The following is a 22,333-nucleotide window of genomic DNA, read 5'->3' on the forward strand; positions in this document are numbered from 1 at the left end:
ATGTTTGGAAGATTAACTCTAGAGTCCATTCCCTACCACGAACCTATTATCGTCGTGACACTTGCGGTGATTGCGCTGGTTGGTTTGGCTGTTGTTGCTGCGGTAACGAAAGCTGGGAAATGGCAATACTTATGGAATGAATGGTTTACTTCAGTAGACCACAAAAAACTGGGCTTCATGTACATTGCCGTTGCAATGATCATGTTGATTCGTGGTTTTGCCGATGCGGTAATGATGCGCAGTCAGCAGTTGTTATCAGCGGCAGGCGAGAGCGGTTACTTACCACCGCATCACTATGATCAGATCTTCACCGCTCATGGTGTGATCATGATTTTCTTTGTGGCGATGCCGCTGGTTATTGGCTTGATGAACATCATCGTGCCGCTACAAATTGGTGCTCGTGATGTTGCGTTCCCTTACCTAAACAACCTGAGTTTCTGGCTGTTCGTCGTGGGCGTGATCCTAACCAATATGTCACTAGGCCTTGGTGAATTCGGCCGTACAGGTTGGCTAGCTTATCCGCCACTGTCTGGTATTGAGGCAAGCCCTGGAGTCGGGGTCGATTATTGGATATGGGCGCTGCAAATATCTGGTGTCGGTACAACGCTAACGGGTGTGAACTTCTTCGCGACCATTCTGCGCATGCGTACTCCGTCTATGCCAATGATGAAGATGCCTGTGTTCACGTGGGCGTCTCTGTGTGCCAACATTCTGATCATCATCTCTTTCCCGATCTTAACGGTAACTATCGCGCTACTGACGCTGGATAGATACATCGGCACGCACTTCTTCACCAATGATCTTGGTGGCAACGTGATGATGTATGTGAACCTGATTTGGGCATGGGGACACCCAGAGGTGTACATCCTAATCTTGCCTATCTTCGGTGTGTTCTCTGAAGTGACAGCAACGTTCGCACGTAAAAAGCTATTTGGTTACACCTCACTGGTTTGGGCAACGGTTGCAATCACTATCCTTGCGTTTGTCGTTTGGCTACACCACTTCTTCACCATGGGCTCTGGCGCGAATGTGAATGCCTTCTTTGGTATCGCAACCATGATTATCTCTATCCCGACCGGGGTTAAGATTTTCAACTGGCTGTTCACCATGTACAAAGGCCGCATCCGTTTCACAACACCTATGCTGTGGACTGTTGGTTTCCTTATCACTTTCACCGTTGGTGGTATGACGGGCGTATTAATGGCAGTACCGGGTGCAGACTTCATTCTGCATAACTCAGTATTCCTAATTGCTCACTTCCATAACGTGATCATCGGTGGCGTAGTATTCGGTTGTTTTGCGGCAATTGGCTACTGGTTCCCGAAAGCGACTGGTTTCACTCTGAACGAAGTTTGGGGTAAACGTGCTTTCTACTGCTGGATCATCGGTTTCTTGATGGCGTTCTTACCGCTTTACGCTCTTGGTTTCATGGGCATGACGCGTCGTTTGAGCCAAGATATTAACCCTGAATTCTTACCTCTACTGGCGGTTGCGGCTGCAGGTACTGGTGTGATTGCGATGGGTGTTGTGTGTCAGTTTGTTCAGTTCTTCGTGAGTGTTCGTGACCGTGACCAAAACCGCGATCTTACTGGTGACCCGTGGGGCGGACGTACTTTTGAATGGGCAACGTCTTCACCACCGCCGTTCTACAACTTTGCAAAACTGCCAAAAGGCGATGAGCTAGATGCGTTCTGGTATCAAAAGCAAAGCGGTGAGTTCGATCCAACTCAGGAAGAAGAATACGAACGTATTCATATGCCGAAGAACACACCGACAGGTATTTATGTATCTGCATGGTCGTTGGTATTTGGTTTCGCAATGATCTGGTACATCTGGTGGCTAGCGGCTGCAAGCCTAGTTGGTATTGTCGTGACGTGTATTCAACACAGCTACAACGACGATGTTGACTACTACGTGGAAGTAGAAGAGATCAAAGCGATTGAAGCGGCTCGACGTGCACAGTTAGCAGAAGCGAAAAAACAGTCAGTGGGTGAGAACAGCGCTGACGGTGATAACAACACAAATAAAGATGATTTGGAGACGACGTATGCAAGCTAATACTCCGTCACACACTTACGATCTTGCACACTCGCATGATCATCACCATGACTCAGCGGGCAACAAGCTGTTTGGCTTCTGGGTTTACTTGATGAGTGACTGTGTGCTGTTTGCCACGCTTTTCGCGACTTATGCCGTGTTAGAAAGTGGCTCTATTGCAGGGCCAACGGGCAAAGACATCTTCGAACTACCTTTCGTGTTTGTGGAAACCATGATGCTGCTGTTCAGTAGTATCACTTTCGGTTTTGGCATGATCGCAATGAAACGCCAAAATGTTGCTGGTCTGAAAAAGTGGCTAAAAGTAACGTTTCTACTGGGGTTAGCCTTTATCTGTATGGAAGTGTATGAATTCCATCACTTGATTGCTGAAGGTTATGGTCCTCAAGAGAGTGCGTTCCTATCTGCGTTCTTTACCTTGGTAGGTACACACGGTCTTCACGTGACGTTTGGTCTTATTTGGATGGCAGTGGCGTATCACCAGCTTTCAACCAAAGGCTTAAACGACAACATGTCGATGCGCTTTCAGTGCTTGAGCTTGTTCTGGCACTTCCTAGATATCGTTTGGATTTGTGTATTTACCATCGTGTACTTAATGGGGGTGATGTAATGGAACAGCATCTAGACAGTGGCGCAAAAGATTACGTGATTGGCTTTGTTGCATCACTGATTCTGACCATTATTCCGTTCTATGTTGTGTGGGCGCATGCGCTTCCAAGTACTGAGACTTACGTCGTTCTGTTTGGCTGTGCGCTAGTGCAGATCTTTGTACACTTTAAGTACTTCCTACATATGGAAGTGAAGACAACCGATGGTCAGTGGAACTTAGTATCACTGATGTTTACTGCCATTGTTGTATTGATCCTTATCGCTGGCTCGGTGTGGATCATCTACAACATGAACGTCAACATGAAGTTGTAGGCTAGGGTATGCTGAAAAGTTATTTGTCTATTACCAAACCGGGCATCATTTTCGGCAACCTGATTTCTGTTGCGGCGGGGTTTTTCCTTGCCGCAAAGACAGAACCAGCCAGTGCGATGTTGTTACTGACAACATTGGCGGGTGTGGGGCTTGTGATTGCATCAGGTTGTGTGGTGAATAACATTTTTGATCGCGATATTGATCAAAAAATGAAACGCACTCAGAACCGAGAGTTGGTTCAGGGCAACATCAATACTGACGTCGCATTCATCTATGCGTTAGTCATGTTGCTGGCTGGTACGGCTTTATTGTTCCAATACGTTAATCCAATGTCTGCGGTGGTGGTGTTGCTTGGCTACGTGTTTTACGTCTTTTTCTACACCATGTGGTACAAGCGTAATTCGGTGTATGGCACGCTCGTAGGCAGTATCTCTGGTGCGGTACCGCCATTAGTTGGTTACCTTGGCGTGACAAACTACTTGAGTATCGAAGCGGTACTGCTGTTTATCATGTTCTGCTTATGGCAGATGCCGCACTCGTATGCGATTGCGATGTTCCGCATTCAAGACTACCGAGATGCAGGTATCCCTGTACTCCCGGTAAAAGAGGGTGTCGATAAGGCTCACAAACATATGAAAGCGTACGTGGTTGCTTTTGGCGCGGTTGCTCTTGGGCTGTTCTTGCTCGGAGAAGCGGGGTACGAATACCTAGCGGTGTCGGCAGCAGTATGCTTTATATGGACCAAGGTGACATTCCGTAAGGTGGATTGCGCCAACTACATCCAATGGTCAAAGACGGTCTTTAAAGTCTCTTTGCTGGTGGTGATGAGCATCAGTGGTGTGCTCGGTCTCGAACTGATCCCACTGCCATTTTTGTAGCACAGCACTAATAAAATACCCCGCATCAGCGGGGTATTTTTTTATTCTTAACAGGTTATTTTTTTACCAAGCACCTAGGTAAGACTTGTAAGATTGTAGGCGAACTGTTGCTGCGCCAATCACGTCAATGAAGCCCCAGAAAGGATGCGGCTTCTCCGCTGAAATCCAAGCTGCGCCAGCGGCACCGATAGGAATGTTGTAGCCTTCTGGTTCAAAGATTTCTAGCACTACCGTACGACCTAAACCATTGCTGTTTTGAGCGACGTGCTGACCAACACTTTGTGGGCCTTGCAGTGGTGAAATACTTGATTCACCAGTACCTGCCGTAAAGCTGTGTACTTTGGCACGGAACACGTGACCCGGATATGCATCGACAAAGAATTCCGCAAAATCGCCCACTTGCACGTAACCGTAAGTCTGGTCTGAGATACGCATCTCTAAGAACTTTTTGCTGGTGTTGTACAGGTGCATGTTGCCCATGACAGAGCCTTCAGCAATGTTCACAATCGATACTTGCCCATCAAACTCTGCTCGCACTGTTTTCTTCTCTTGCGCCCAATTCACTTTCTGTAAATCGGCTTTCAGTGAAGCCAGTTCTGCGTGCATCACGCGAAGATCTGAGTGGTACTTTTCAACATCACGAGCATTGAAGATCTCAGGCGACGTTTCTGCACGCTCTAAATCACGCGTCATCTGTTTGATCTGCCCTCTTTCTGAACGATTGAAGATTCGATCTTCGCTTTGTCTGCTGCTGAGTCGATATCGACAAGTGTGTAGATCACGTCGCCTTTCTTTACCAATTGGTTGTGGTTAACGAACAATTCATCAATTTGCTGGCCGAAGATCGGTGACATTACTGCATGCGGCGCTTTTACCGTTGATGATTTGGTCATATCTACCGGAGCCCACAGGCGAGAAACAATTGCCAATAGGCCTAGAATTACCACGCCACCAATCGCAGCCTAAGTGTAGTTCTTAATTGTCTTCTTTAGTGCGCCAGTCGCAAACAGGGACCATACAATCAGAATGTATGGGATCATCATCTCTTTCATTATGCGGCCTCTTTTCCAGTTGCTGTCTGCTCAGACTTAGTTTCTTCTGCTTGTTCACTATCGGACTTTTGAAGCTTCGGTTGAATACCACGGCGAATGACATCACTGATCGATTGACCGATGTGTTTCCAGTTAGCGAGAGCAATGACTAGAGCGATAACCCAGAACGTCTTGTTAATGAATAAGCCACAAAGCGAGAGTGCAAATACAATCTGTACATGGGCACTTTTGTGCTCTTTCGCCTTGTGCACACCGAGCTCATGGATTTGCCACATACCGTAGATAGCAGCGAATACAACCGCGATAGTTACGGAGAACAAGTAACCGGAGAAGTACTCGCTTTGGAAGAAGTTCATCATCATTTCGTTCGGGTGGTTATTGAACTGAGAAAGGTCGATGTCTTTGGAGTGAATTGTACCCATAGGAGCAAGCGCCCAAGCACCAGCAAACATCAGGACCATAAATAGGCAGAATTTGACGAGAACCATCACGACGGCCCAAACTTTCTGCAGAACAATTTTAAGAATTTTCATATCTCAACCTAAATAATAAGGAGAGAGAAAGTGCAGTCTTGGTACAAGACTTTTAGATGACATCTGCAAGAGGTGTTGAATACCAGTGAGCGATACCGCGGACTGAAATCAAAAGTATTAGATGACAATTAAAAATCGCTTTGCCCAAAGAGACAACGCATTCTCGCGAAAACAGTGCTAAAAACACCGAGCGAAATCATTCTTAAACTAGAGTCAACCATTGCGAAGTTCGGTTGTTACAGTAGCTTTTTGCGCCGTCGTCCATGGTGCTTGCAACACTGTTATCTTCACATTTTTAGGTTTTCTATATCGCTTAAGAATTGATTTGTTGGCGAAATAATAGGAAGTGTGAAGGGCGCTATCTACCCAGTATAACGATATTGAACTATCGTAATTACGATAGGTTGATAGGTCATTAAAACGGCAAATGGAATTATTTGAACGGGCTCAAAGTCGGCTTATAAAATATGTCTACTAAATTAGCCTGGATCATAGAATCGGTTATAAAAGTATCAATAAGTCTGAAAAAAATATTGGATACTCCGAATAGTCTAGGGTGGGGTTTGAGTAGATTAAGCTATTCTGGCACTACGAATAGCGTTGGATTCCCAATCTGACGAATGTGGCAGCTATTCGTCACAGTAAGTTGTTCTTATATTTCTGCTCTTTACCGCATGATGCTTCATTATTTGTTTGGACAAATGAGCGATAATTAGCCGTTTTATTCTATCGGTTTTACGATAATATGATTCAATCTATCGCCTATTGAGTAAAGAATCATGAGCAACGACATTCCGAATTTTAACTTGTTAGCTGTATTTTCTGCGGTGATGGAGCTGGGCAGTCTGAGCAAAGCCGCCGATCACTTGAATACTAACCAATCGACAATAAGTACCTCCTTGGCGCGGTTAAAGAAGGAAGTTGATCAAGAGTTGTTTGTGCGCAAGGGGCGAGGAGTGATTCCCACTGCCTATTCACAAAGCCTGTACGAGCAGATCAAAGCGCCGATACAAGAACTCAACGGTGTTTTCCAAGGCATGGCAACGTTTGATGAAATCACAGCGGAGCGCAAGTTCGCGGTGTCGATTCCAGAGCACTTGCAATGGCTATTGTTGAATCGGTTCTTGGACTTACCAAACCAAGGACTCTCGTTAGAGGTGTATGATCAAGCGGACTCGGACGATCAAGTGCACGAAGATCTGTTAACGCAAAAGTTTGATGCGATGATCGATATTGTACTGCCAGAACACCCAAGCACGATGAGTGAGAAGCTATACGAGAGTGAGGTGGTGATTATTTGCAGAAACGGCCACCCTAGGATCAAAGGCGAGCTCACTCTCGATCAGTATTTGAGTGAGAAGCATGCCGTACTTGATCGAACGCGCCGACAAGTGAGAAGCCTCAATCACTACACATCACTGGATTTGTCTCAGAGAAAGATCATGATCCATGGCAGTTCTCTGTTCAGCAATTTATTACTGTGCAGTCAATCCGATTGCATTACAGTAGCCCCCCTTTCTATGGCGATTCAGTTCAAAGAGCGCCTCGATTTACAAATTTTCAAACCTCCGTTTGATTGTCAGCCTATTCCTCATCACCTGATCTGGCTAAAAAAACAGAATAATGATCCCGCACATAAGTGGCTCCGAGAGCAGGTTATTAATACGGTAGAAGAGATGTCAAAGGTGTTGAACAGCTGGAAGGCTTCATACTAGCGTTACTTGCTACTTTGATATTTTCTTAGACCAACTATTCATAACAAAAAATTATTACATTGAGAGGTTATGATAATTTCCTTTGTTTGTAGCCAACTCGTATATTGACCCCATCAGGTAAGTGGATGGTCTCCACTTCAATTATATCGGCCTGCGTCACTGGGCTAAAAAGGGTGAAATATGAAATTCCTACACACAATGATCCGAGTTGCTGATTTAGAAAAGTCTATTGAGTTCTACACCAAAGTTTTGGGTATGAAAGAACTTGAGCGCCACGTAAATAACGATTACCGCTACACCTTGGTTTTTGTTGGTTACGAGCAAGGTGGAACGACTATCGAGTTAACGCATAACTGGGATACCAATGAGTATGAAATGGGCAACGCATTTGGCCATTTAGCATTGGGTGTGGGAGATATTTACGCGGCATGTGACCAGATTAAGTCGCTAGGTGGCAACGTGACTCGCGAAGCCGGCCCGGTAAAAGGTGGTTCAACGCACATCGCATTTATTACTGACCCAGACGGCTACCAAATCGAACTGATTCAACTAGGTTAATCGAGGAAATGACAAGGACAAATGCACTATTTCAACCAATTCAACTTGGTAATATCGAGCTTAAAAACCTTATTGTTATGCCTCCGATGACACGTTCTCGTGCAACGTAACCTGGTAACTCAGCAAACGATATGATGGCGACTTACTACGCTCAACGTGCTACTGCAGGCCTGATTATTGCTGAAGGTACACAAATCTCACCAATGGGTCAGGGCTATGCTTGGACACCTGGTATCTATTCTGACGAGCAGATCGCTGGCTGGAAAAAGGTAACGGACGCAGTACATGAAAAAGACGGTGTAATCTTCGCGCAGCTTTGGCACGTAGGCCGCGTGACGCATCCAGATAACATTGGCGGTGAGCAACCTATTTCATCTTCTGCACTGAAAGCAGAAAATGTAAAAGTATTCATCGACAACGGTACTGATGAACCGGGTTTGGTAGACGTTGTTGAACCTCGTGAGATGACTAAAGAAGACATCAAACAGGTGGTTGAACAGTACCGTCAAGCGGCACTTAATGCGATTGATGCTGGCTTTGATGGTATTGAACTTCACGCGGCAAATGGCTACCTGATTAATCAGTTCATCGACTCAGAAGCAAACAACCGTACTGACGAATACGGTGGCTCTATTGAGAACCGCCTACGCTTCTTAGGTGAAGTGGTTGAAGCTATGGTTGAAGCGATTGGTGCTGAGCGTGTTGGTGTTCGTCTTGCACCGTTTACCTCATTGAATGGTACGGTTGATGCAACGCCAGTTGAAACGTACACAGCGGCAGCAGCGCTACTTAACCTATACAAGATTGTTTACTTACACATCGCAGAAGTTGACTGGGACGATGCACCTGAAACGCCAAAAGCGTTTAAAGCAGCTGTTCGTGAAGCTTATGATGGTGTACTGATTTACGCAGGTAAATACGACAGCGAGCGTGGTGAAAAAGCGGTGGCTGAAGGTGTAACGGACATGGTTGGTTTTGGTCGTCCATTCGTTGCTAACCCTGATTTACCAGCTCGTATTCAAAATGGTTACCCGCTAGCGGCGCACGATCCAAATACACTGTTTGGTGGTGCTGAAAAAGGCTTAACAGACTACCCAGCATACGCAGGCTAAAAACAGCTGCTTGAAGCAGAGTATTGAGATAGTATCTTGATCCTGTTGAATGTTTATAAAAAGCAACCTGGCAGAGTCGGGTTGCTTTATTCGTTATTGGACCGAATAAAATGATGAACGTGAAAGCGATGCGTGGGGAATTGTATCTCCTATTTGCCACCCTGTTAGCCGGGGTCGGATGGATTGCATCTAAGCTGGTGGTATTAGAAATGCCAGGACCAGTGTTCATTGGTGTGCGGTTTGTTGTGGCAAGCCTGATTCTACTTCCGTTTTATATTCACCATATTCGCAAGCTCTCTTTTAAGCAGATTCTATCTCTTTGCGGAGTGGGTTTACTGCTATCGGCTTCATTACAGGTGTGGGTATTTGCGGTTTCGGTGACAGAGACTTTATCTGAAGGGGCATTTATCATGAGCCTCGCGATGATCATTGCGCCATTTGTCTCTTGGGTGCTATTTCGAGTCAAACCTAATCGCGCCTTTTGGATGTCATTTCCGATTGCGATAATTGGTATGTTGTTGCTCACCTTGACCAACGGTTGGCATGTCGAACAAAGTCAGCTCTATTTCTTATTGGCTTCTATGCTGCTGTCCATTCACTTTGTAATGAATAAGCGTGTGATCACCAATATTAAGCCTATCGCGTCAATCTGTGTGCAGCTATTTATTGTGGGTGTGAGCGGTTTAGCGTTCGCTTCAATGACGGCTCAACCTGAGTTCGAGATTACTAAAACCTTGGTTTTCTGGTTTATAGTTTCAGCGGTTGTGGCGACTTCTATTCGTTACTTATTGCAAACGGTCGGTCAGCATTCCGTGAACATGGAAGTGGCGGTATTGATCATGATTCTTGAGCCTGTGTGGACGCTGCTGTTAAGCGTGAGTGTGCTTGGTGAAAGTGTTGAGATACAGAAGCTGCTCGGTGGGGCGGTAATCATTGCTTCACTGTTTTGCTATATCAAATGGTCACGAAAATAAGAAAACCCTCGTCTAGGGCGAGGGTCTATTGGACTGCGTTATTCAGCGGTCGCTGCTGAGTTGGCTTTAAGCTAAATAGCCGCGACCATTTTCTTAAGCAAGCCGATTATTTGTTGCTGCTCATTAGTATCAAGCGCTTCCATCAGCTCTTTGTTTAATTTTATTGGGATAGGAATCAACACTTCTTCAAGTGCTTTTCCTTTTTCTGTTAGGTAGATTCTAAAAGAGCGTCGACTGTTTGGGTCCGCTCTCCGTTCGACCAACTCAAGTTTTTCTAACTTATCTAAGGTTCGTGTTGTTGTTGAGTTTTCTACTTTAGATTTTTCGGCAATATCACGCTGCGTAACGCCTTCTTCTTCCCACAAACACATCAAAGTTGGCCATAAAGCGATGGTTAGGCCATGCTTCTTTAGCTCAAGGTCGAAATCCTTGCTCGCTTTATTCGCGATCACATTGATCATCCATCCGAAACTATTTTGTCTATCAAACTCTTCTGGCATTGGTTAGTACCTAATTTTTATGACATAACAACTATTGTCATCGTAACTAATACCGATGCGATTAGCACCAACAATGCTTTGCTATTTGATGAAAAAGCTAATTGAATGCCACTTTCGAAACTTTCCACTGACGGGGGGTGGCTTTGTTTACCTGTGATCATGGCTAACACCAGTGGTTTTGAACGTAGCTTGTAAGTCATGATTGCCAATACGTGGAGAACGACGCAGACCACTAATATACGTGCTGCAATGCCGTGCACCACACCTGAAACTTCAAATACGCCATCGGTAAGAAGGGTTTCTGAGCCTGGGATCGCATCAAAGAAACCTGCAATAACAAGGCCCGTAATACATTGGATGAACAAGGTGGTGATCATACCGATGACCATCCAAGCCCCTAATGGGTTATGCCCTGGCTTTGGCTGGATTTTACCTCGTAAGTACTGGAATGCAGCGCGAGGAGAGCTAACAAATTGTGAGAAGCGGCTCGTGTCACTGCCAATGAATCCCCAAATCAATCGCCATAAAATTAGGCTAAACAGTGCGAGCCCAAGATAAACATGTGGGCCATTGCCACTAAAACCTGATGCCGCTAGGCCAATGAATAGTAGTGCTTGTAACCAGTGATACAGTCGTGTTGGTAGATCCCAAATTTTCATAGTTCATTTCCCAGTTGTCGTTTACGAAGTGATATTAATTCACACAACAATAGTTGCGTACACAACTGTTGTTGTGTAAATTAAATGCCTCTCATCGATTGGAATTGAAAGATCAGCAAATAAATCAACCAATAAACAGGAGTGACACTATGAAAAAACTGACTATCGCTTTACTTATCGCAGTGCCAATGAGCACTATTGCCGCAACTGAAGCGGTCGACAATCGCCAACAAGCTTTTAGCTCAATAGAAAAACTCAACAAGCAAGTATCTTCAGAATTAGGGAATCGTAATACAGATTGGCAAAAGGTTGAGGGATTAAGTGATAACTTGGTAGAGCACGGACTTATTCTCACCAACAGTTTTGCTGTGAGTGATAAAGGCGGTAAAGCGAAAGATGCGGTATGGAGTAAGCCTGAGAAATTCAATCAACTGATGTTACAGATGAATCAAGGTTTTATTGAGTTACAGCAAGCCAGTCTAGAACAGGACAAAAGTAAAGCTGAGCGTGGTTTAGACTCGGCCAATAATACATGCCGAGCTTGTCATCGTACTTATCGCTCTCGTTGGTAGGTTTTACTTGAGGCTCTACAAACAGAAAGCCTGTACGAATAGAGTCGTGACAGGCTTGGGGGAATCATCGGTTAGATATAATGGCTTTAAAAATGCTACAGCTTGGGCTAGATATTTTCACCTAAGCTAAAGTAGGCTAGCACTTCATTTTCGTTGTTATAGGTGAAATCCATTCGCACATTGATGCGTTCCTGGCGCATTAAACGATAGCGTAGACCGAGACCAACGATAGTAAGTAGGTCACCATCGTCAAAGCTATGATAAGGGGCAGTTGGATTCAGCCTTTCACCAAATACCTTGCCTACACCCGTTAAACCTACCACCACAACGTTGTTCAAAAAGTTAATGGACGAGCCTGAAATCGAGTAGCGATATTCCATTTCAAGATTGGTCATGTGCGAAGCAATGTGATCACCCGCGACGAAACCACGTTGAACATTTCGTCCTTGTCGACCATAGGTGCTGTATGCACTACTTGGGGCATTTTCAGCATCCAGTAGATAACGAGTCACCCAGCGGCTTGCGATGATGTGATTGTCATCCTGCGTTAAGCTGTAAAACAGTCGGTAATCTGAAAAGAGCGAAGAGTAGGTCGCATCTTTGTCATTACCAAGCCATTCTCCATGGTCTTCATAGGTCAGCTCGAATAAAAAGCCATGATAAGGGTAGTAGTGCTCTCGCTCATCCCACAAGAAAGAGAACTTTGCTCCTGTGTCGGCTTGGTACTCTTCACTAAACCCGGTGAGTTTGAGTAAAAGTTTGTCACGCGGTGTATCGGCAAGATAGCGGGCGGTGGAGTAGTCTAAACCCATCCCAAGATAGATACTGTCGTAGACTTTGAAATAGAAATCACCATCGAACGTGTACTCTTGGTGGTTAGTATCAACCAGATCGACCAAGGTAATGTTGGTACTAGAGAAGCCCATTTCACCGCTAAATCGAATTGAATCCTCTTTCAATAAGAGTTCAGCATTGCCTTTGATGTAATAGCTATCATTCTGCGTATAAGTCAGCGTCGCAGATAACGTTGATGCGTTCTTTGATTCGCCGTCAGCGTAGAAGTTATAGATAGGAACGACGGAAATGCCTGTATCTACACTTGGATCGTAAAAGGGAATAGCAATGACACGAAATTGGTCATCCAGTTCAGGTTCTTGTGATTTTCGATTATCAACCTCGAAAGCTGAACTTGAGAAACTGGCAACAGAAGAAAAGAGCGCTGTTGTCCACAAAGAGAGTCGAGTCATGGTTAGAGTTACGTCCAATGTAAGTTGATCGCAATGCTGGAGAAGCTTGCAGATCAGGAGCATAACACGTCATTTAGACTGATGAATAGCGAGGATAGGGTTGATTATATAAATATACCGTACACCAATAAGTAAAGTTGATGATATTGATGGTTATAAATGGCGAGACTGAGTCTCACCATTTGTTGCAGTTTTCGGTGCGACTTATTCGTTGATCGTGACTTTTGTAATCACAATATCTCCACAAGGTACATCTTCGTGACCCCAGCGAATTGTCGTTGGCTCAGCTGCAATCTTATTTACTACATCCATACCTGCCGATACTTTACCGAATACTGCGTAACCCCAACCTGCGTTCGTAGTCGAGGTGTGATCCAGGAAGTCGTTGTCATCAAGGTTGATAAAGAACTGTGCCGTAGCAGAATGTGGTGCATCAGTACGTGCCATCGCCACAGAACCAATCACGTTCTTTAGGCCACGGTTTGCTTCATTTACGATAGGCGCACGTGTTGGTTTTTCTGTCATGTCGATAGTGTGACCACCACCTTGAATCATGAAACCTTCAATAACACGGTGAAATGTCGTGCCTTCGTAGAAACCGTCTTGGCAGTATTTAAGGAAGTTTTTCGACGTTACTGGTGCTTTTTCAAGGTTCAGTTCAATTTCAATGTCGCCAAAGTTGGTAGTCAGAGTGATCATAAAGGTCCCAATATTTGAGTGCTAAGGGTTTGGAGTACGAGTATTTTCAGTACAACAACATAGTCGATGACTTAATAAGGTGCAGTATATGAAAAATTGCTGCGGATGCCAGTGAACAATAGCGCGAGTCTTTAATTTACATGCGCTCTGAGCGCCGATAGAGATAAAAAAGCCAGTGATGAGTTCACTGGCTTGGAGATGAAACGTGACTTAGAGCGTTAGCAGATAGTTAACGAGCTGGTTGTACTCTTCGTAGCTTTTGATTTGGTCCGGCTTTACGATGTACTTGTTATTGACCAGTACACCAGGAACGCCGGTTAGCGTGCTCGCATCAAATTGCTGATCAAAGCGTTTCTGCATCGAGTTAACCGCAAAGCTGTTGTATGCCGCGTCAAACTTCTTAGCATCGACACCGTTATCAATGAATACTTGGCGTAGTTCAGCCTCGTCGCGTGGTGTCTTTTGTTTCTCATGGATCTGAGCAAACATAGCAGGAACCATGCTTTCTTCAGCATCCAGCGCAATCATTGTTGCGTAAGCTTTGGCCATCGGCACTGCCATATTGTTACCCATAAAAGCGACGTGAACTTTTTGGAAGCTTGCTGTTTCCGGTAGGTCTTCTTTTAGGTACTTAATTACTCCTTCGAACTTGTAACAGTGTGGGCAGTAGAAAGAGAAAAATTCAGTCACAACTGGCTTGTCTGCTTTTGCTACATCAAGGACCTTGTAGTGAGTGCCTTCTTCAAACTGAGCGGCGTTGACTGAAGCGCTCATAATTAAAGCAGCAAAAAGGCTAAATAGTTTTTTCATGTGTTTATTTCCTAAATTTGGATGTCGTTAAGCACAGCAAAACTGCTGTTTTTGGGTGGCATGGATTGCCAGTTTGGGACAAACGATTAAGAAATAGGGGGGCGATAAGGTGCTTGAGGTGCAATAATCGCTTTGTGTGAAGGCTCTTTTTCAATGAGAGCCAAAGAGGCAATTTGAGTATCGAAGGACTCAGACACAATCAATGGTGGCATTTTCAACAAGCAGACTGAGCCACAACAATGATGTTCAATGTTAGCTTGGACGATTGGCTGTGAAGGCGAGATACTGTTTGACGGCGTTGATAGATGTTGAGATGCCACGATATTGTTACCCGCAATGCTATCCACACTGATGGTGGCCATTAACATCGCAAGCAGCATAAAAACGTGTACCCAAATTTTGCTTATCAACTTTGGCATGAAATAGTGGTCTTTGTATCTGAACAACGGCTGAAATAAATCAGATTCTGCAACTGGCAAATCGCTCAGCCACAAAACGAGCAAATCATACCTCACTCGTTTGTCTATCTCTAATTAAAACCCGGCAAAACTTAGCAGGGCTCAACTTTTATTTGGCCTGGTACTGTTTGAGAAACATCTCAACCGTTGAGTTCACGATGATGTGCTTGTGCTGTGTGTCGGGAGAAGGGGCATGACCAATGATCTGCGGCCAAAAAGCGAACGACTTAATGAGTGCAATGAATTGAGTTGAAGCAAACAGAGGGTCGAGCTCGACTAAGCGACCATCGGCCTGCGCAGCTTTTATCCAAGTCGTCAGCCCACTCTCTGCTTGAGAGTATTTCTCCATTGCTTGGCTCGCAAGTTCCGCATTATGGAAGTACTCAGAGAAGAGCACGCGAGATAAGTCGATAAAGCCTTCAGACTCTAACAGCTCTAGTTCTTGATTCGCGATTGATGCGAGTTGTTGTTCAAGAGGCAGCTCAGCTTGATAAGGGAAGTGTGTGGCGGCGAGCGTTTTACTCCAAATACTGTCTAGTATTTCCTCGAGAAGCAGCTCTTTACCGGCAAAGTGGTTGTAGACGGTGCGTTTAGATACTTCTGCTCGGCTCGATATTTTATCCATACTGGTGGCCTTATAACCGTGCTCAGTAAATTCTGCGATAGCAGCGGCAACGATCGATTCTCGTTTTCTTTGGCTCAGTGTTTTCTTTACAGTCATTTGGGTACTACTCAATATGTCGCGGTTAGCATTGCATACGTTAATTTTACACCACGAAGTTTACTTTTAGAACTCCCACTATGGTTTTGGTAATTGGAGTGTTAGCAACTGAATCGCTATGCAATGTAACGTGGGTGTCATAGAATCAAAGACGTATTCGAATTTTATTGATATCAACGGAAGAGAATAAACAATCAATGAGTAGTATTTTAGAGTGTATTCGTACAGTTGGACGAGGCGAAAGAGGGCGTAAGCCTTTATCGTTCGAACAAGCCTACCGCATCATGGATGAGTATTTAAGCGGACAGGTCGGTGACGACCAGATGGCTATGCTACTGATGTTAATTCGTGTGCAGAACGAAACCAATGAAGAAATTGCTGGCTTTGTTAAAGCGTTTCAATCTCGAGTGCCCGATTTAGGGGCAGATATTGATTGGCCGTGTTATGCCGGTAAGCGCAATGAAAGCGCTAGTGGTAAGCCTTGGAACTTGCTGGCGGCTAAGATCTTGGCGGATAGCGGCTACAAGGTATTAATGCACGGTTACATGGATAAGCCGAGCGGTAGAACGCACGTAGAAAGCCATTTGCAAGATGTCGGTGTGCAATGTGCTGATAACCCTGAACATGCTAAGTCGATCCTTGAGCAAGATGGCATTGCTTATTTGCCGTTGGCTAATTTTGCTCCTGAAGCGCAAACCATGATTGGTTGGAAGCATCGTTATGGGTTGAGAACGCCGATCAATACAGTGGTTCGAGCACTGAACCCTGGTGGTGGCCGTTTAGGTTTACGTGGTAGCTTCCACCCTGGCTTCCCACAGCTTCATGCTGAAGTTGAACATGTGATTGGCAACAAATCTCATTCGGTTATCTCTTTCAAAGGAATGAACGGTGAGTCGGAATACAATCCTAAAGTGAGTCAAACGGTATGGATGAGCTCTCCTGATAAAGTTGAGTCTTTTTATTGGGAAGAGATGATGAACTCAGATCTACCACTGCCGAGTGAATGTGTACTCGGGACGCCGGCTGAAGAGATGACGTTGATGGCGAACACAGTGGTCGATAGTATGACAGCAATTTTGTTTGCGGAGACGCATGACAAAACTGAGGCCTACCAAAAAGCCGTACGCCTATGGCATGAGTACTGTGCACGTTAGTTGAAAGACTATAGAGCTTGTAAGAGAAGGTCAGCGATTGCTGGCCTTTTTTTGTATCGGGTGTTTCGGTTAAATGCTCAGGACAGAACGACTACTTAACTCGCATCAGCCGGTGCATTTTGTTTTCGAATTGAATTTCAATTACCTGCGATATCTTCATTTTATCAACACGATTGAGCATCTTGGTTTGATAGTCGCGTTTTTTCATCCACTCTAGTGGCTCTTTAAAGCCATCCTCATTTATGACAAATGATTGGTCAGTAATCGAATTTTCAAAGATATGAACCACCCAAATACGGGACTGAAAATCCAGCAATGCACTGAAGTAAGTTTTGATCTTGGAGGTGGCGGTGGATAAAGACATACGAGACCGAATAAAGAGGAGAACGTGTTGTTTATCAAGTATACCGTTTGTTGCTCAAGCTTGTCAGTCTGAATCCGGCAACCATTCGAACATGGCTGCCGTATAGCGAAGGGGTAGTGTGTGAGTTGTTACTTGAGGAACATGCCGAAATCGATTTCTTGCTCTTTCTGGTATTTGACGAGCTTCACTCTCAAGTTGTGTTGCGCCGCCATATCAATCGCTAAGCTCGACATGCTTTTTATCTCTTGTACACAGCGAGAAACGAGTGGCTTCTGTTGGTTATCAACCGTTGCTATCAGTGTGGTTTCTGTACCGTCGTGATGAGTATAAACATACGCGTAGATGGTTTTGTCGTGTTGCATAAACGTCCTAAATCGGGCTTTTCTAATTATTAGTGTGATGAAGGTTACAGGGTTTATCTATTCAAGCCACTATGGCTGAGTAAGGTTAAGCAAGAGAAAGTAAGGCTTTGTAAGGGCTCTTTTTTTACTTTTTTTGGATGTTTGAAAATGCGCTCAACCCTTTATCTGCCTCGCTTTTTTGTCTTGTTAGGTTTTGCCTATCAATAAAATTGCTGAAATCCATTTAGTAAAATCAAGATTTTAGACAACAATTAAATGAAAGAAGCAGATAAAAACATGACGCAAAGTATTTAGGGAGAACGCTATGCATTCAATTAAAGTGAAAGATTACATGACGCAGCAGGTTGTGACATTCACTCCTGATATGCCGTTAAGTCTAGCGTTAGACAAAGTGATGAGCAGTCATCACATGGGTGGACCAGTTATTGATGACAATGAACAAGTGATTGGTTTCCTTTCTGAGCAAGATTTATTAGAGAAGCTAGTTAAGGTTAGCTATTTCTGCCAAGACACACATATTGTTGGTGATTGTATGTACCAAGAGGTGCTATCAGTCGCTTCAGACTTATCCATTATCGAATTGGCAGATATGATGCAAGTAGGCAAACCGAAAGCTTACCCTGTCATCGACAATCAGAAACTGGTCGGCATTATCACTCGAACCGATGTTTTAAGAGCAATCGGCAAGAACTTAGATGAATGTTTCCAACATCCTGTATAGTAGCGTGTTAAGAACGAGTATTTTTCTCAACACCCTGAAATAAAAAAGGCGCACTAGCGCCTTTTTCTTCGTGGAGTTTTTCTAATTAGACCTGTTTGTCGGTCTATAGGTTTAGCCTGTGGTGTTTCAGTTTTTGGAGGTTTCATGTCAAACCAAACTGCAAAGTTTGTAGAAGGTTCAACGATGCGCCACATCTTGGTGATGTCGGGAGCAGGCTCAGTCGGCTTGATGGCATTGTTTGTGGTCGACCTGCTCGATATGCTGTTTATCAGTATGCTAGGTCAGGTTGAACTGGCTGCTGCGGTTGGTTTTGCTGGCACACTCACTTTCTTTTCTACTTCTGTGTCGATTGGTACTTCCATTGCGATGGGCGCCTTGGTATCAAAAGCGATAGGCTCAAAAAATAGAGACCAAGCTAGAAACCTCAGCACCAGCATTATGCTAACCGCGTTTGTCATTAGCTCAACCGTCACTGCTGTGATGTACGCTTATATCCCAGAGTTATTGGCAGCCATTGGTGCGAAAGGCTTAGCCGCTGAGCGCGCACAGGCGTATTTGCAGATTTTGTTACCGAGTGGCCCGTTTTTAGCGCTTGCGATGGCGGCCGGTGCTGGTCTAAGAGCTGCGGGTGATGCCAAACGCTCTATGTGGGCGACATTATCGGGAGGGATCGTAAATGCAATCTTAGACCCTCTGTTTATTTTTGGCTTTGGTTGGAACATTGAAGGGGCGGCTATCGCCTCTGTGGTGGCGCGTTTTTCGGTTCTGTTCTTCTCACTTTATCCTTTGATTCGCAGTCACGAGCTGGTGGCTCCACCATCATTTGTGCAGTGGCGCATCAATATCCGTCCAATCTTAGCAATTGCGATCCCCGCGATCATTACTAACATTGCGACACCTATCGGCAATGCCATTGTCACGACAGGTATTGCACAATATGGTGAAGACTTCGTTGCGGGCTTTGCGGTTATTGGTCGTTTAACGCCGGTGTGTTTTGCTGTGATTTTTGCTTTGTCTGGCGCGGTAGGGCCAATTATTGGTCAGAACTTTGGTGCCGAGAGAATGGACAGAGTAAAAGAGACGCTCAATAACTCTCTATTTGTAACCACTGTGTACACCATTGTGGTTTGTGTCCTGTTGTACTTCCTACAAGATCTCGTGATTCATGGCTTTAGTCTGCAAGGGGATGCGGCGATCATTGTTGCTGCTTTCTGTACCTATGTGGCCATTACTTTCATCTTTAACGGTGCACTGTTTGTCGCGAACACCTCGTTCAATAACCTAGGTAAGCCGCTGTATTCCACCGCTCTGAACTTAGGTAAAGCGACACTTGGTACCTTGCCTTTCGTATATTTAGGTTCTCAATGGTATGGCGCGTTAGGCGTTCTTTACGGACAAGCGCTGGGTAATATTCTGTTTGGCTTGTTGGGTGTTTTAGTACTTCGTTACCACATCTCTGAATTGATGCAGGGATCGAATGTCGAGCCAGTTGAAGATGACGTGTCTATCGTAAGTTTGAATACACAGCCTTTCTGTTCTCATGATGCAGTGCTGATTGATGATGTTTCAGCGAACAGAGAAGAGTGTGCCGAACTTAAGCCTCAATAATAGTGATTTACTTGGTCGAGCCTGTTAAATAAATTGTATTAACCGAAAACTTCTTCTTGACCTTGGAGCTACCTCCAAGGTTTATACTTTCGATGAAGTTGGGGTTGGTTACTTTAATGACTGAGTAGCCACTCCAAGGGTATTGGAATATTAAGGAGATACATTATGTGCGCAAAACACGCAGCGTGCCGCTCAGTAAAAGTGGACGTTCAACCACAAGCAGCCGCAACGAGCTGCTCTAGCCCTAAAACTTCAAGCATTACTGCAGCTGGTACATCATCAGCATGTTGCCGCTCTTCTTCAACGACAGTCGCGTCATCGGGTGATGGCTGTTGTAGTTCAGACAGTGGAGAAGAAGACAGTCAGTCCTTAACGATAACGAACGAAGCCCAATTTTCTCAAAGTTGGTTGGTTTCCGGAATGGACTGTCCAGCTTGTGCCAGAAAAATAGAAAAAGCGATCAGCAATATCGACGGTGTAATTCAAGCGAAGGTGCTCTTTGCTACCGAAAAACTGGTTGTGAAATATAACAATGAAAGTCTTGCTGACACCATCGAACAAGTCTCTATCAACACTGGTTTCCCGTTAACGGAAGTGGGTTCTAAGAAAGAAAAACAACAACCAGAGACATTTTGGCAAGCGTATATCCAACCTAATTTACAGATCATAGCGATAGCCGCTGCGATGCTGTTCGCGGCGTTACTGAAAAGCTCAGCGCCTCAATTAAGTGAAGGTTTATTCATCGCGACCTGTCTACTTGGATTGTATCCGGTCGCTAAGAAAGCCGTTCAGCTCGCTCGCTCGGGAACTCCTTTCGCGATAGAAACCTTAATGAGTGTGGCTGCACTGGGTGCACTATACCTAGGTGAGACCGCAGAAGCGGCAATGGTATTACTTCTTTTCTTAATTGGTGAACGTTTAGAGGCTTTTGCTTCTTCTAGAGCGAGAAGCGGCGTTCAAGCGTTAATGGCCTTAGTGCCTGATAATGCGACCAAGATTATCAATGGTGAACGTGTTGAAGTAGCGGTAAGCGAGTTGGTGCCTGGCGATGTGATTGAAGTGGCTGCGGGTTCTCGTTTGCCAGCAGACGGCCAGTTGATTACCGATGCTGCGAGTTTTGACGAAAGTGCGTTGACTGGCGAGTCTGTGCCTGTGGAGCATATCCAAGGTAATAGCATCATGGCTGGTGCTGTAGTGGTCGATAAAGTGGTACGCATTACGATTACCTCTAAACAAGGTGAGAACGCCATTGACCGTATTCTTCACCTGATTGAAGAAGCGGAATCACGTAAAGCACCGCTAGAACGTTTCCTTGATAAGTTCAGTCGTTGGTACACACCATTGATGATGGTAGTGGCTTTGCTCGTCATCATCACGCCACCATTATTGTTTGCTCAACCTTGGGAAACATGGGTGTACCGTGGTCTAGCACTACTGCTAATCGCATGTCCTTGTGCACTTGTTATTTCAACACCTGCAGCGATCACTTCTGGTTTGGCTGCGGCAGCAAAACGCGGCGCGCTAATCAAAGGCGGTGCAGCACTTGAGCAGCTTGGCAAGATCGAAACTATTGCTTTCGATAAAACAGGCACACTGACCGAAGGCAAGCCTCAGGTGACTGATATTGAGCCACTGTCAGGTTGGCAGAAAGATGCGATGCTTCGTGTGGTTGGTGCTATTGAAGTTGGCTCTACTCACCCGCTAGCAAAATCGCTGGTGGCAAAAGTTGAAGAATTAGGCATCGATATTCCTGAGTCACACAACAAGAAAGCGCTGATTGGTAGTGGCGTGGAAGGTGACGTCGATGGTGTGAAATATCGAGTACTTGCGCCATCTAAACTTGATTTCGCTTTGGATGCACAGGTATCTAAGCAAATCGAATCGCTAGAAGATGAGGGTAAAACCGTTGTTGTTGCATTAGAGGTTAAAGACTCTGCTCAGGCAGCCAACGCGATTGGCTTGATTGCATGGCAAGACACATTACGTAGTGATGCGAAGTTAGCGATTGAGCGCCTTAATGGTCTTGGTATTCAATCGATTATGCTGACAGGGGACAACCCGCGCAGTGCTGCTGCGATCAGTGACAAGGTTGGTATGCAGTACAAAGCGAGCCTGCTTCCAAGTGATAAGGTGTCTTACGTACAAGAGTTGTCTCAACAGTCGCATGTGGCGATGGTTGGAGATGGCATTAACGATGCGCCCGCGATGAAAACCGCTCATGTCGGTATCGCAATGGGTGGGGGCACAGACGTTGCTCTGGAAACTGCTGATTCAGCACTGACTCATAACCGTCTAACTGAATTACCAGCAATGATTGAGCTGTCGCAAGCTACTATCAATAATATCCGTCAAAACGTCGCTCTGGCTCTTGGCTTGAAAGGTGTGTTCTTAGTGACGAGCTTATTTGGTATTACGGGCTTGTGGGTAGCGGTTCTGGCGGACAGTGGTGCAACAGCATTGGTGACATTGAACGCATTGCGCCTGCTACGATTCAAGTCTAAAGCAGACTAAATCCAACGCTCTTATACAAAATTGCCTACTATATAAACGCCTTTAACGGTAATACGTTAAAGGCGTTTTTTGTCTCATTAGTATGCAACGAAGGTACTGAGATTGCTTATTTTTGTGATGCCAATCGGTTTTTTGTGAAACTTGAAATC

At 45.0% G+C, this 22,333-nt stretch carries 22 protein-coding genes and 2 pseudogenes; 13 read left to right on the forward strand and 11 right to left on the reverse strand.

Annotation, left to right across the window (positions count from 1 at the left end; translation table 11 throughout):
- Genes cyoB through cyoE form a run of 4 tightly spaced genes read left to right on the forward strand, consistent with a single transcriptional unit; the run spans position 1 to position 3,854 of the window.
- Positions 1 to 2,058, forward strand: coding sequence for a cytochrome o ubiquinol oxidase subunit I (cyoB, locus tag OCV52_RS05005; RefSeq protein ID WP_102424600.1), 2,058 nt, complete (start codon positions 1 to 3; stop codon positions 2,056 to 2,058).
- Positions 2,048 to 2,665, forward strand: a complete 618-nt coding sequence (gene cyoC / locus OCV52_RS05010) for a cytochrome o ubiquinol oxidase subunit III (RefSeq protein ID WP_105024590.1) — start codon at positions 2,048 to 2,050, stop codon at positions 2,663 to 2,665. The genes cyoB and cyoC overlap by 11 nt, the downstream gene beginning before the upstream one ends.
- Entirely contained in the window at positions 2,665 to 2,976 is a 312-nt protein-coding gene (gene cyoD / locus OCV52_RS05015; protein ID WP_004740018.1) for a cytochrome o ubiquinol oxidase subunit IV, read from the forward strand. Before cyoC ends, cyoD begins: the two co-directional genes overlap by 1 nt.
- Before the next feature lie 8 nt (positions 2,977 to 2,984).
- Entirely contained in the window at positions 2,985 to 3,854 is an 870-nt protein-coding gene (gene cyoE, locus OCV52_RS05020) for a heme o synthase (RefSeq protein WP_137406971.1), read from the forward strand.
- A gap of 63 nt (positions 3,855 to 3,917) precedes the next feature.
- Here cyoE and OCV52_RS05025 read toward each other — a convergent pair.
- Together OCV52_RS05025 and OCV52_RS05030 are read right to left on the reverse strand one after the other, a co-directional pair.
- Positions 3,918 to 4,906: pseudogene (locus tag OCV52_RS05025) on the reverse strand (efflux RND transporter periplasmic adaptor subunit).
- The gene (locus tag OCV52_RS05030; protein WP_137406970.1) at positions 4,906 to 5,439 is read right to left on the reverse strand and encodes a magnesium transporter; all 534 of its coding nucleotides are present in this window, start codon (positions 5,437 to 5,439) and stop codon (positions 4,906 to 4,908) included. The pseudogene OCV52_RS05025 and the gene OCV52_RS05030 overlap by 1 nt, the downstream one beginning before the upstream one ends.
- A 779-nt stretch (positions 5,440 to 6,218) precedes the next feature.
- On the opposite strand from OCV52_RS05030, the gene OCV52_RS05035 reads away from it, so the two are divergent.
- The 4 genes and pseudogenes from OCV52_RS05035 (at position 6,219) to OCV52_RS05050 (ending at position 9,798) form a co-directional block, all read left to right on the forward strand.
- Positions 6,219 to 7,154 (forward strand): LysR family transcriptional regulator, encoded by a 936-nt coding sequence (locus OCV52_RS05035; RefSeq protein WP_137406969.1) that lies wholly within the window; start codon positions 6,219 to 6,221, stop codon positions 7,152 to 7,154.
- A gap of 180 nt (positions 7,155 to 7,334) precedes the next feature.
- Positions 7,335 to 7,712 carry a lactoylglutathione lyase gene (gloA, locus tag OCV52_RS05040; protein ID WP_137406968.1) on the forward strand — a complete coding sequence of 126 codons (378 nt, stop codon included), beginning with the start codon at positions 7,335 to 7,337 and terminating at the stop codon, positions 7,710 to 7,712.
- Between the two features lie 8 nt (positions 7,713 to 7,720).
- Positions 7,721 to 8,824 (forward strand): annotated as a pseudogene (locus OCV52_RS05045) (alkene reductase).
- Positions 8,825 to 8,934: 110 nt separating this feature from the next.
- Positions 8,935 to 9,798 (forward strand): DMT family transporter, encoded by an 864-nt coding sequence (locus OCV52_RS05050; protein ID WP_137406967.1) that lies wholly within the window; start codon positions 8,935 to 8,937, stop codon positions 9,796 to 9,798.
- Between the two features lie 71 nt (positions 9,799 to 9,869).
- On the opposite strand, the gene OCV52_RS05055 is transcribed toward OCV52_RS05050, so the two are convergent.
- Together OCV52_RS05055 and OCV52_RS05060 are read right to left on the reverse strand one after the other, a co-directional pair.
- Positions 9,870 to 10,298 (reverse strand): MarR family winged helix-turn-helix transcriptional regulator, encoded by a 429-nt coding sequence (locus tag OCV52_RS05055; protein ID WP_137406966.1) that lies wholly within the window; start codon positions 10,296 to 10,298, stop codon positions 9,870 to 9,872.
- A gap of 17 nt (positions 10,299 to 10,315) precedes the next feature.
- Entirely contained in the window at positions 10,316 to 10,957 is a 642-nt protein-coding gene (locus OCV52_RS05060) for a cytochrome b/b6 domain-containing protein (RefSeq protein WP_137406965.1), read from the reverse strand.
- Positions 10,958 to 11,106: 149 nt separating this feature from the next.
- Between OCV52_RS05060 and OCV52_RS05065 the strand changes: the two genes are divergently transcribed.
- On the forward strand, positions 11,107 to 11,529 hold the full coding sequence (locus OCV52_RS05065) for a c-type cytochrome (protein ID WP_137406964.1): 423 nt from the start codon (positions 11,107 to 11,109) through the stop codon (positions 11,527 to 11,529).
- Positions 11,530 to 11,636: 107 nt separating this feature from the next.
- Here the strand turns inward: OCV52_RS05065 and OCV52_RS05070 are convergent, their stop codons facing one another.
- From OCV52_RS05070 to OCV52_RS05090, 5 genes are all read right to left on the reverse strand, one after another.
- On the reverse strand, positions 11,637 to 12,776 hold the full coding sequence (locus OCV52_RS05070) for a BamA/TamA family outer membrane protein (protein ID WP_137406963.1): 1,140 nt from the start codon (positions 12,774 to 12,776) through the stop codon (positions 11,637 to 11,639).
- 204 nt (positions 12,777 to 12,980) lie between these two features.
- Positions 12,981 to 13,475 carry a peptidylprolyl isomerase gene (locus OCV52_RS05075; protein ID WP_137406962.1) on the reverse strand — a complete coding sequence of 165 codons (495 nt, stop codon included), beginning with the start codon at positions 13,473 to 13,475 and terminating at the stop codon, positions 12,981 to 12,983.
- A 210-nt stretch (positions 13,476 to 13,685) separates the two neighbouring features.
- Positions 13,686 to 14,285 (reverse strand): thiol:disulfide interchange protein DsbA/DsbL, encoded by a 600-nt coding sequence (locus OCV52_RS05080; protein WP_137406961.1) that lies wholly within the window; start codon positions 14,283 to 14,285, stop codon positions 13,686 to 13,688.
- Positions 14,286 to 14,371: 86 nt separating this feature from the next.
- Positions 14,372 to 14,704, reverse strand: coding sequence for a hypothetical protein (locus tag OCV52_RS05085; protein WP_137406960.1), 333 nt, complete (start codon positions 14,702 to 14,704; stop codon positions 14,372 to 14,374).
- Between the two features lie 148 nt (positions 14,705 to 14,852).
- Positions 14,853 to 15,464, reverse strand: coding sequence for a TetR/AcrR family transcriptional regulator (locus OCV52_RS05090; RefSeq protein ID WP_137406959.1), 612 nt, complete (start codon positions 15,462 to 15,464; stop codon positions 14,853 to 14,855).
- A gap of 167 nt (positions 15,465 to 15,631) precedes the next feature.
- On the opposite strand from OCV52_RS05090, the gene OCV52_RS05095 reads away from it, so the two are divergent.
- Complete coding sequence (locus OCV52_RS05095; protein WP_137406958.1) at positions 15,632 to 16,618, forward strand: glycosyl transferase family protein; 987 nt, start codon at positions 15,632 to 15,634, stop codon at positions 16,616 to 16,618.
- A gap of 91 nt (positions 16,619 to 16,709) precedes the next feature.
- Here the strand turns inward: OCV52_RS05095 and OCV52_RS05100 are convergent, their stop codons facing one another.
- Positions 16,710 to 16,982, reverse strand: a complete 273-nt coding sequence (locus tag OCV52_RS05100; protein WP_137406957.1) for a hypothetical protein — start codon at positions 16,980 to 16,982, stop codon at positions 16,710 to 16,712.
- Between the two features lie 128 nt (positions 16,983 to 17,110).
- Positions 17,111 to 17,344 (reverse strand): hypothetical protein, encoded by a 234-nt coding sequence (locus OCV52_RS05105; protein WP_137406956.1) that lies wholly within the window; start codon positions 17,342 to 17,344, stop codon positions 17,111 to 17,113.
- Positions 17,345 to 17,648: 304 nt separating this feature from the next.
- Here OCV52_RS05105 and OCV52_RS05110 point away from each other — a divergent pair, with 304 nt between their 5' ends.
- From OCV52_RS05110 to OCV52_RS05120, 3 genes are all read left to right on the forward strand, one after another.
- Entirely contained in the window at positions 17,649 to 18,065 is a 417-nt protein-coding gene (locus OCV52_RS05110; protein WP_137406955.1) for a CBS domain-containing protein, read from the forward strand.
- A gap of 144 nt (positions 18,066 to 18,209) precedes the next feature.
- Positions 18,210 to 19,673 (forward strand): MATE family efflux transporter, encoded by a 1,464-nt coding sequence (locus OCV52_RS05115; protein ID WP_137406954.1) that lies wholly within the window; start codon positions 18,210 to 18,212, stop codon positions 19,671 to 19,673.
- 165 nt (positions 19,674 to 19,838) lie between these two features.
- Positions 19,839 to 22,184 (forward strand): zinc/cadmium/mercury/lead-transporting ATPase, encoded by a 2,346-nt coding sequence (locus OCV52_RS05120; RefSeq protein ID WP_137406953.1) that lies wholly within the window; start codon positions 19,839 to 19,841, stop codon positions 22,182 to 22,184.
- The last annotated feature ends 149 nt before the right edge of the window (positions 22,185 to 22,333 follow it).

This window comes from Vibrio chagasii, from assembly GCF_024347355.1.
Taxonomy (GTDB): Bacteria; Pseudomonadota; Gammaproteobacteria; order Enterobacterales; family Vibrionaceae; genus Vibrio; species Vibrio chagasii.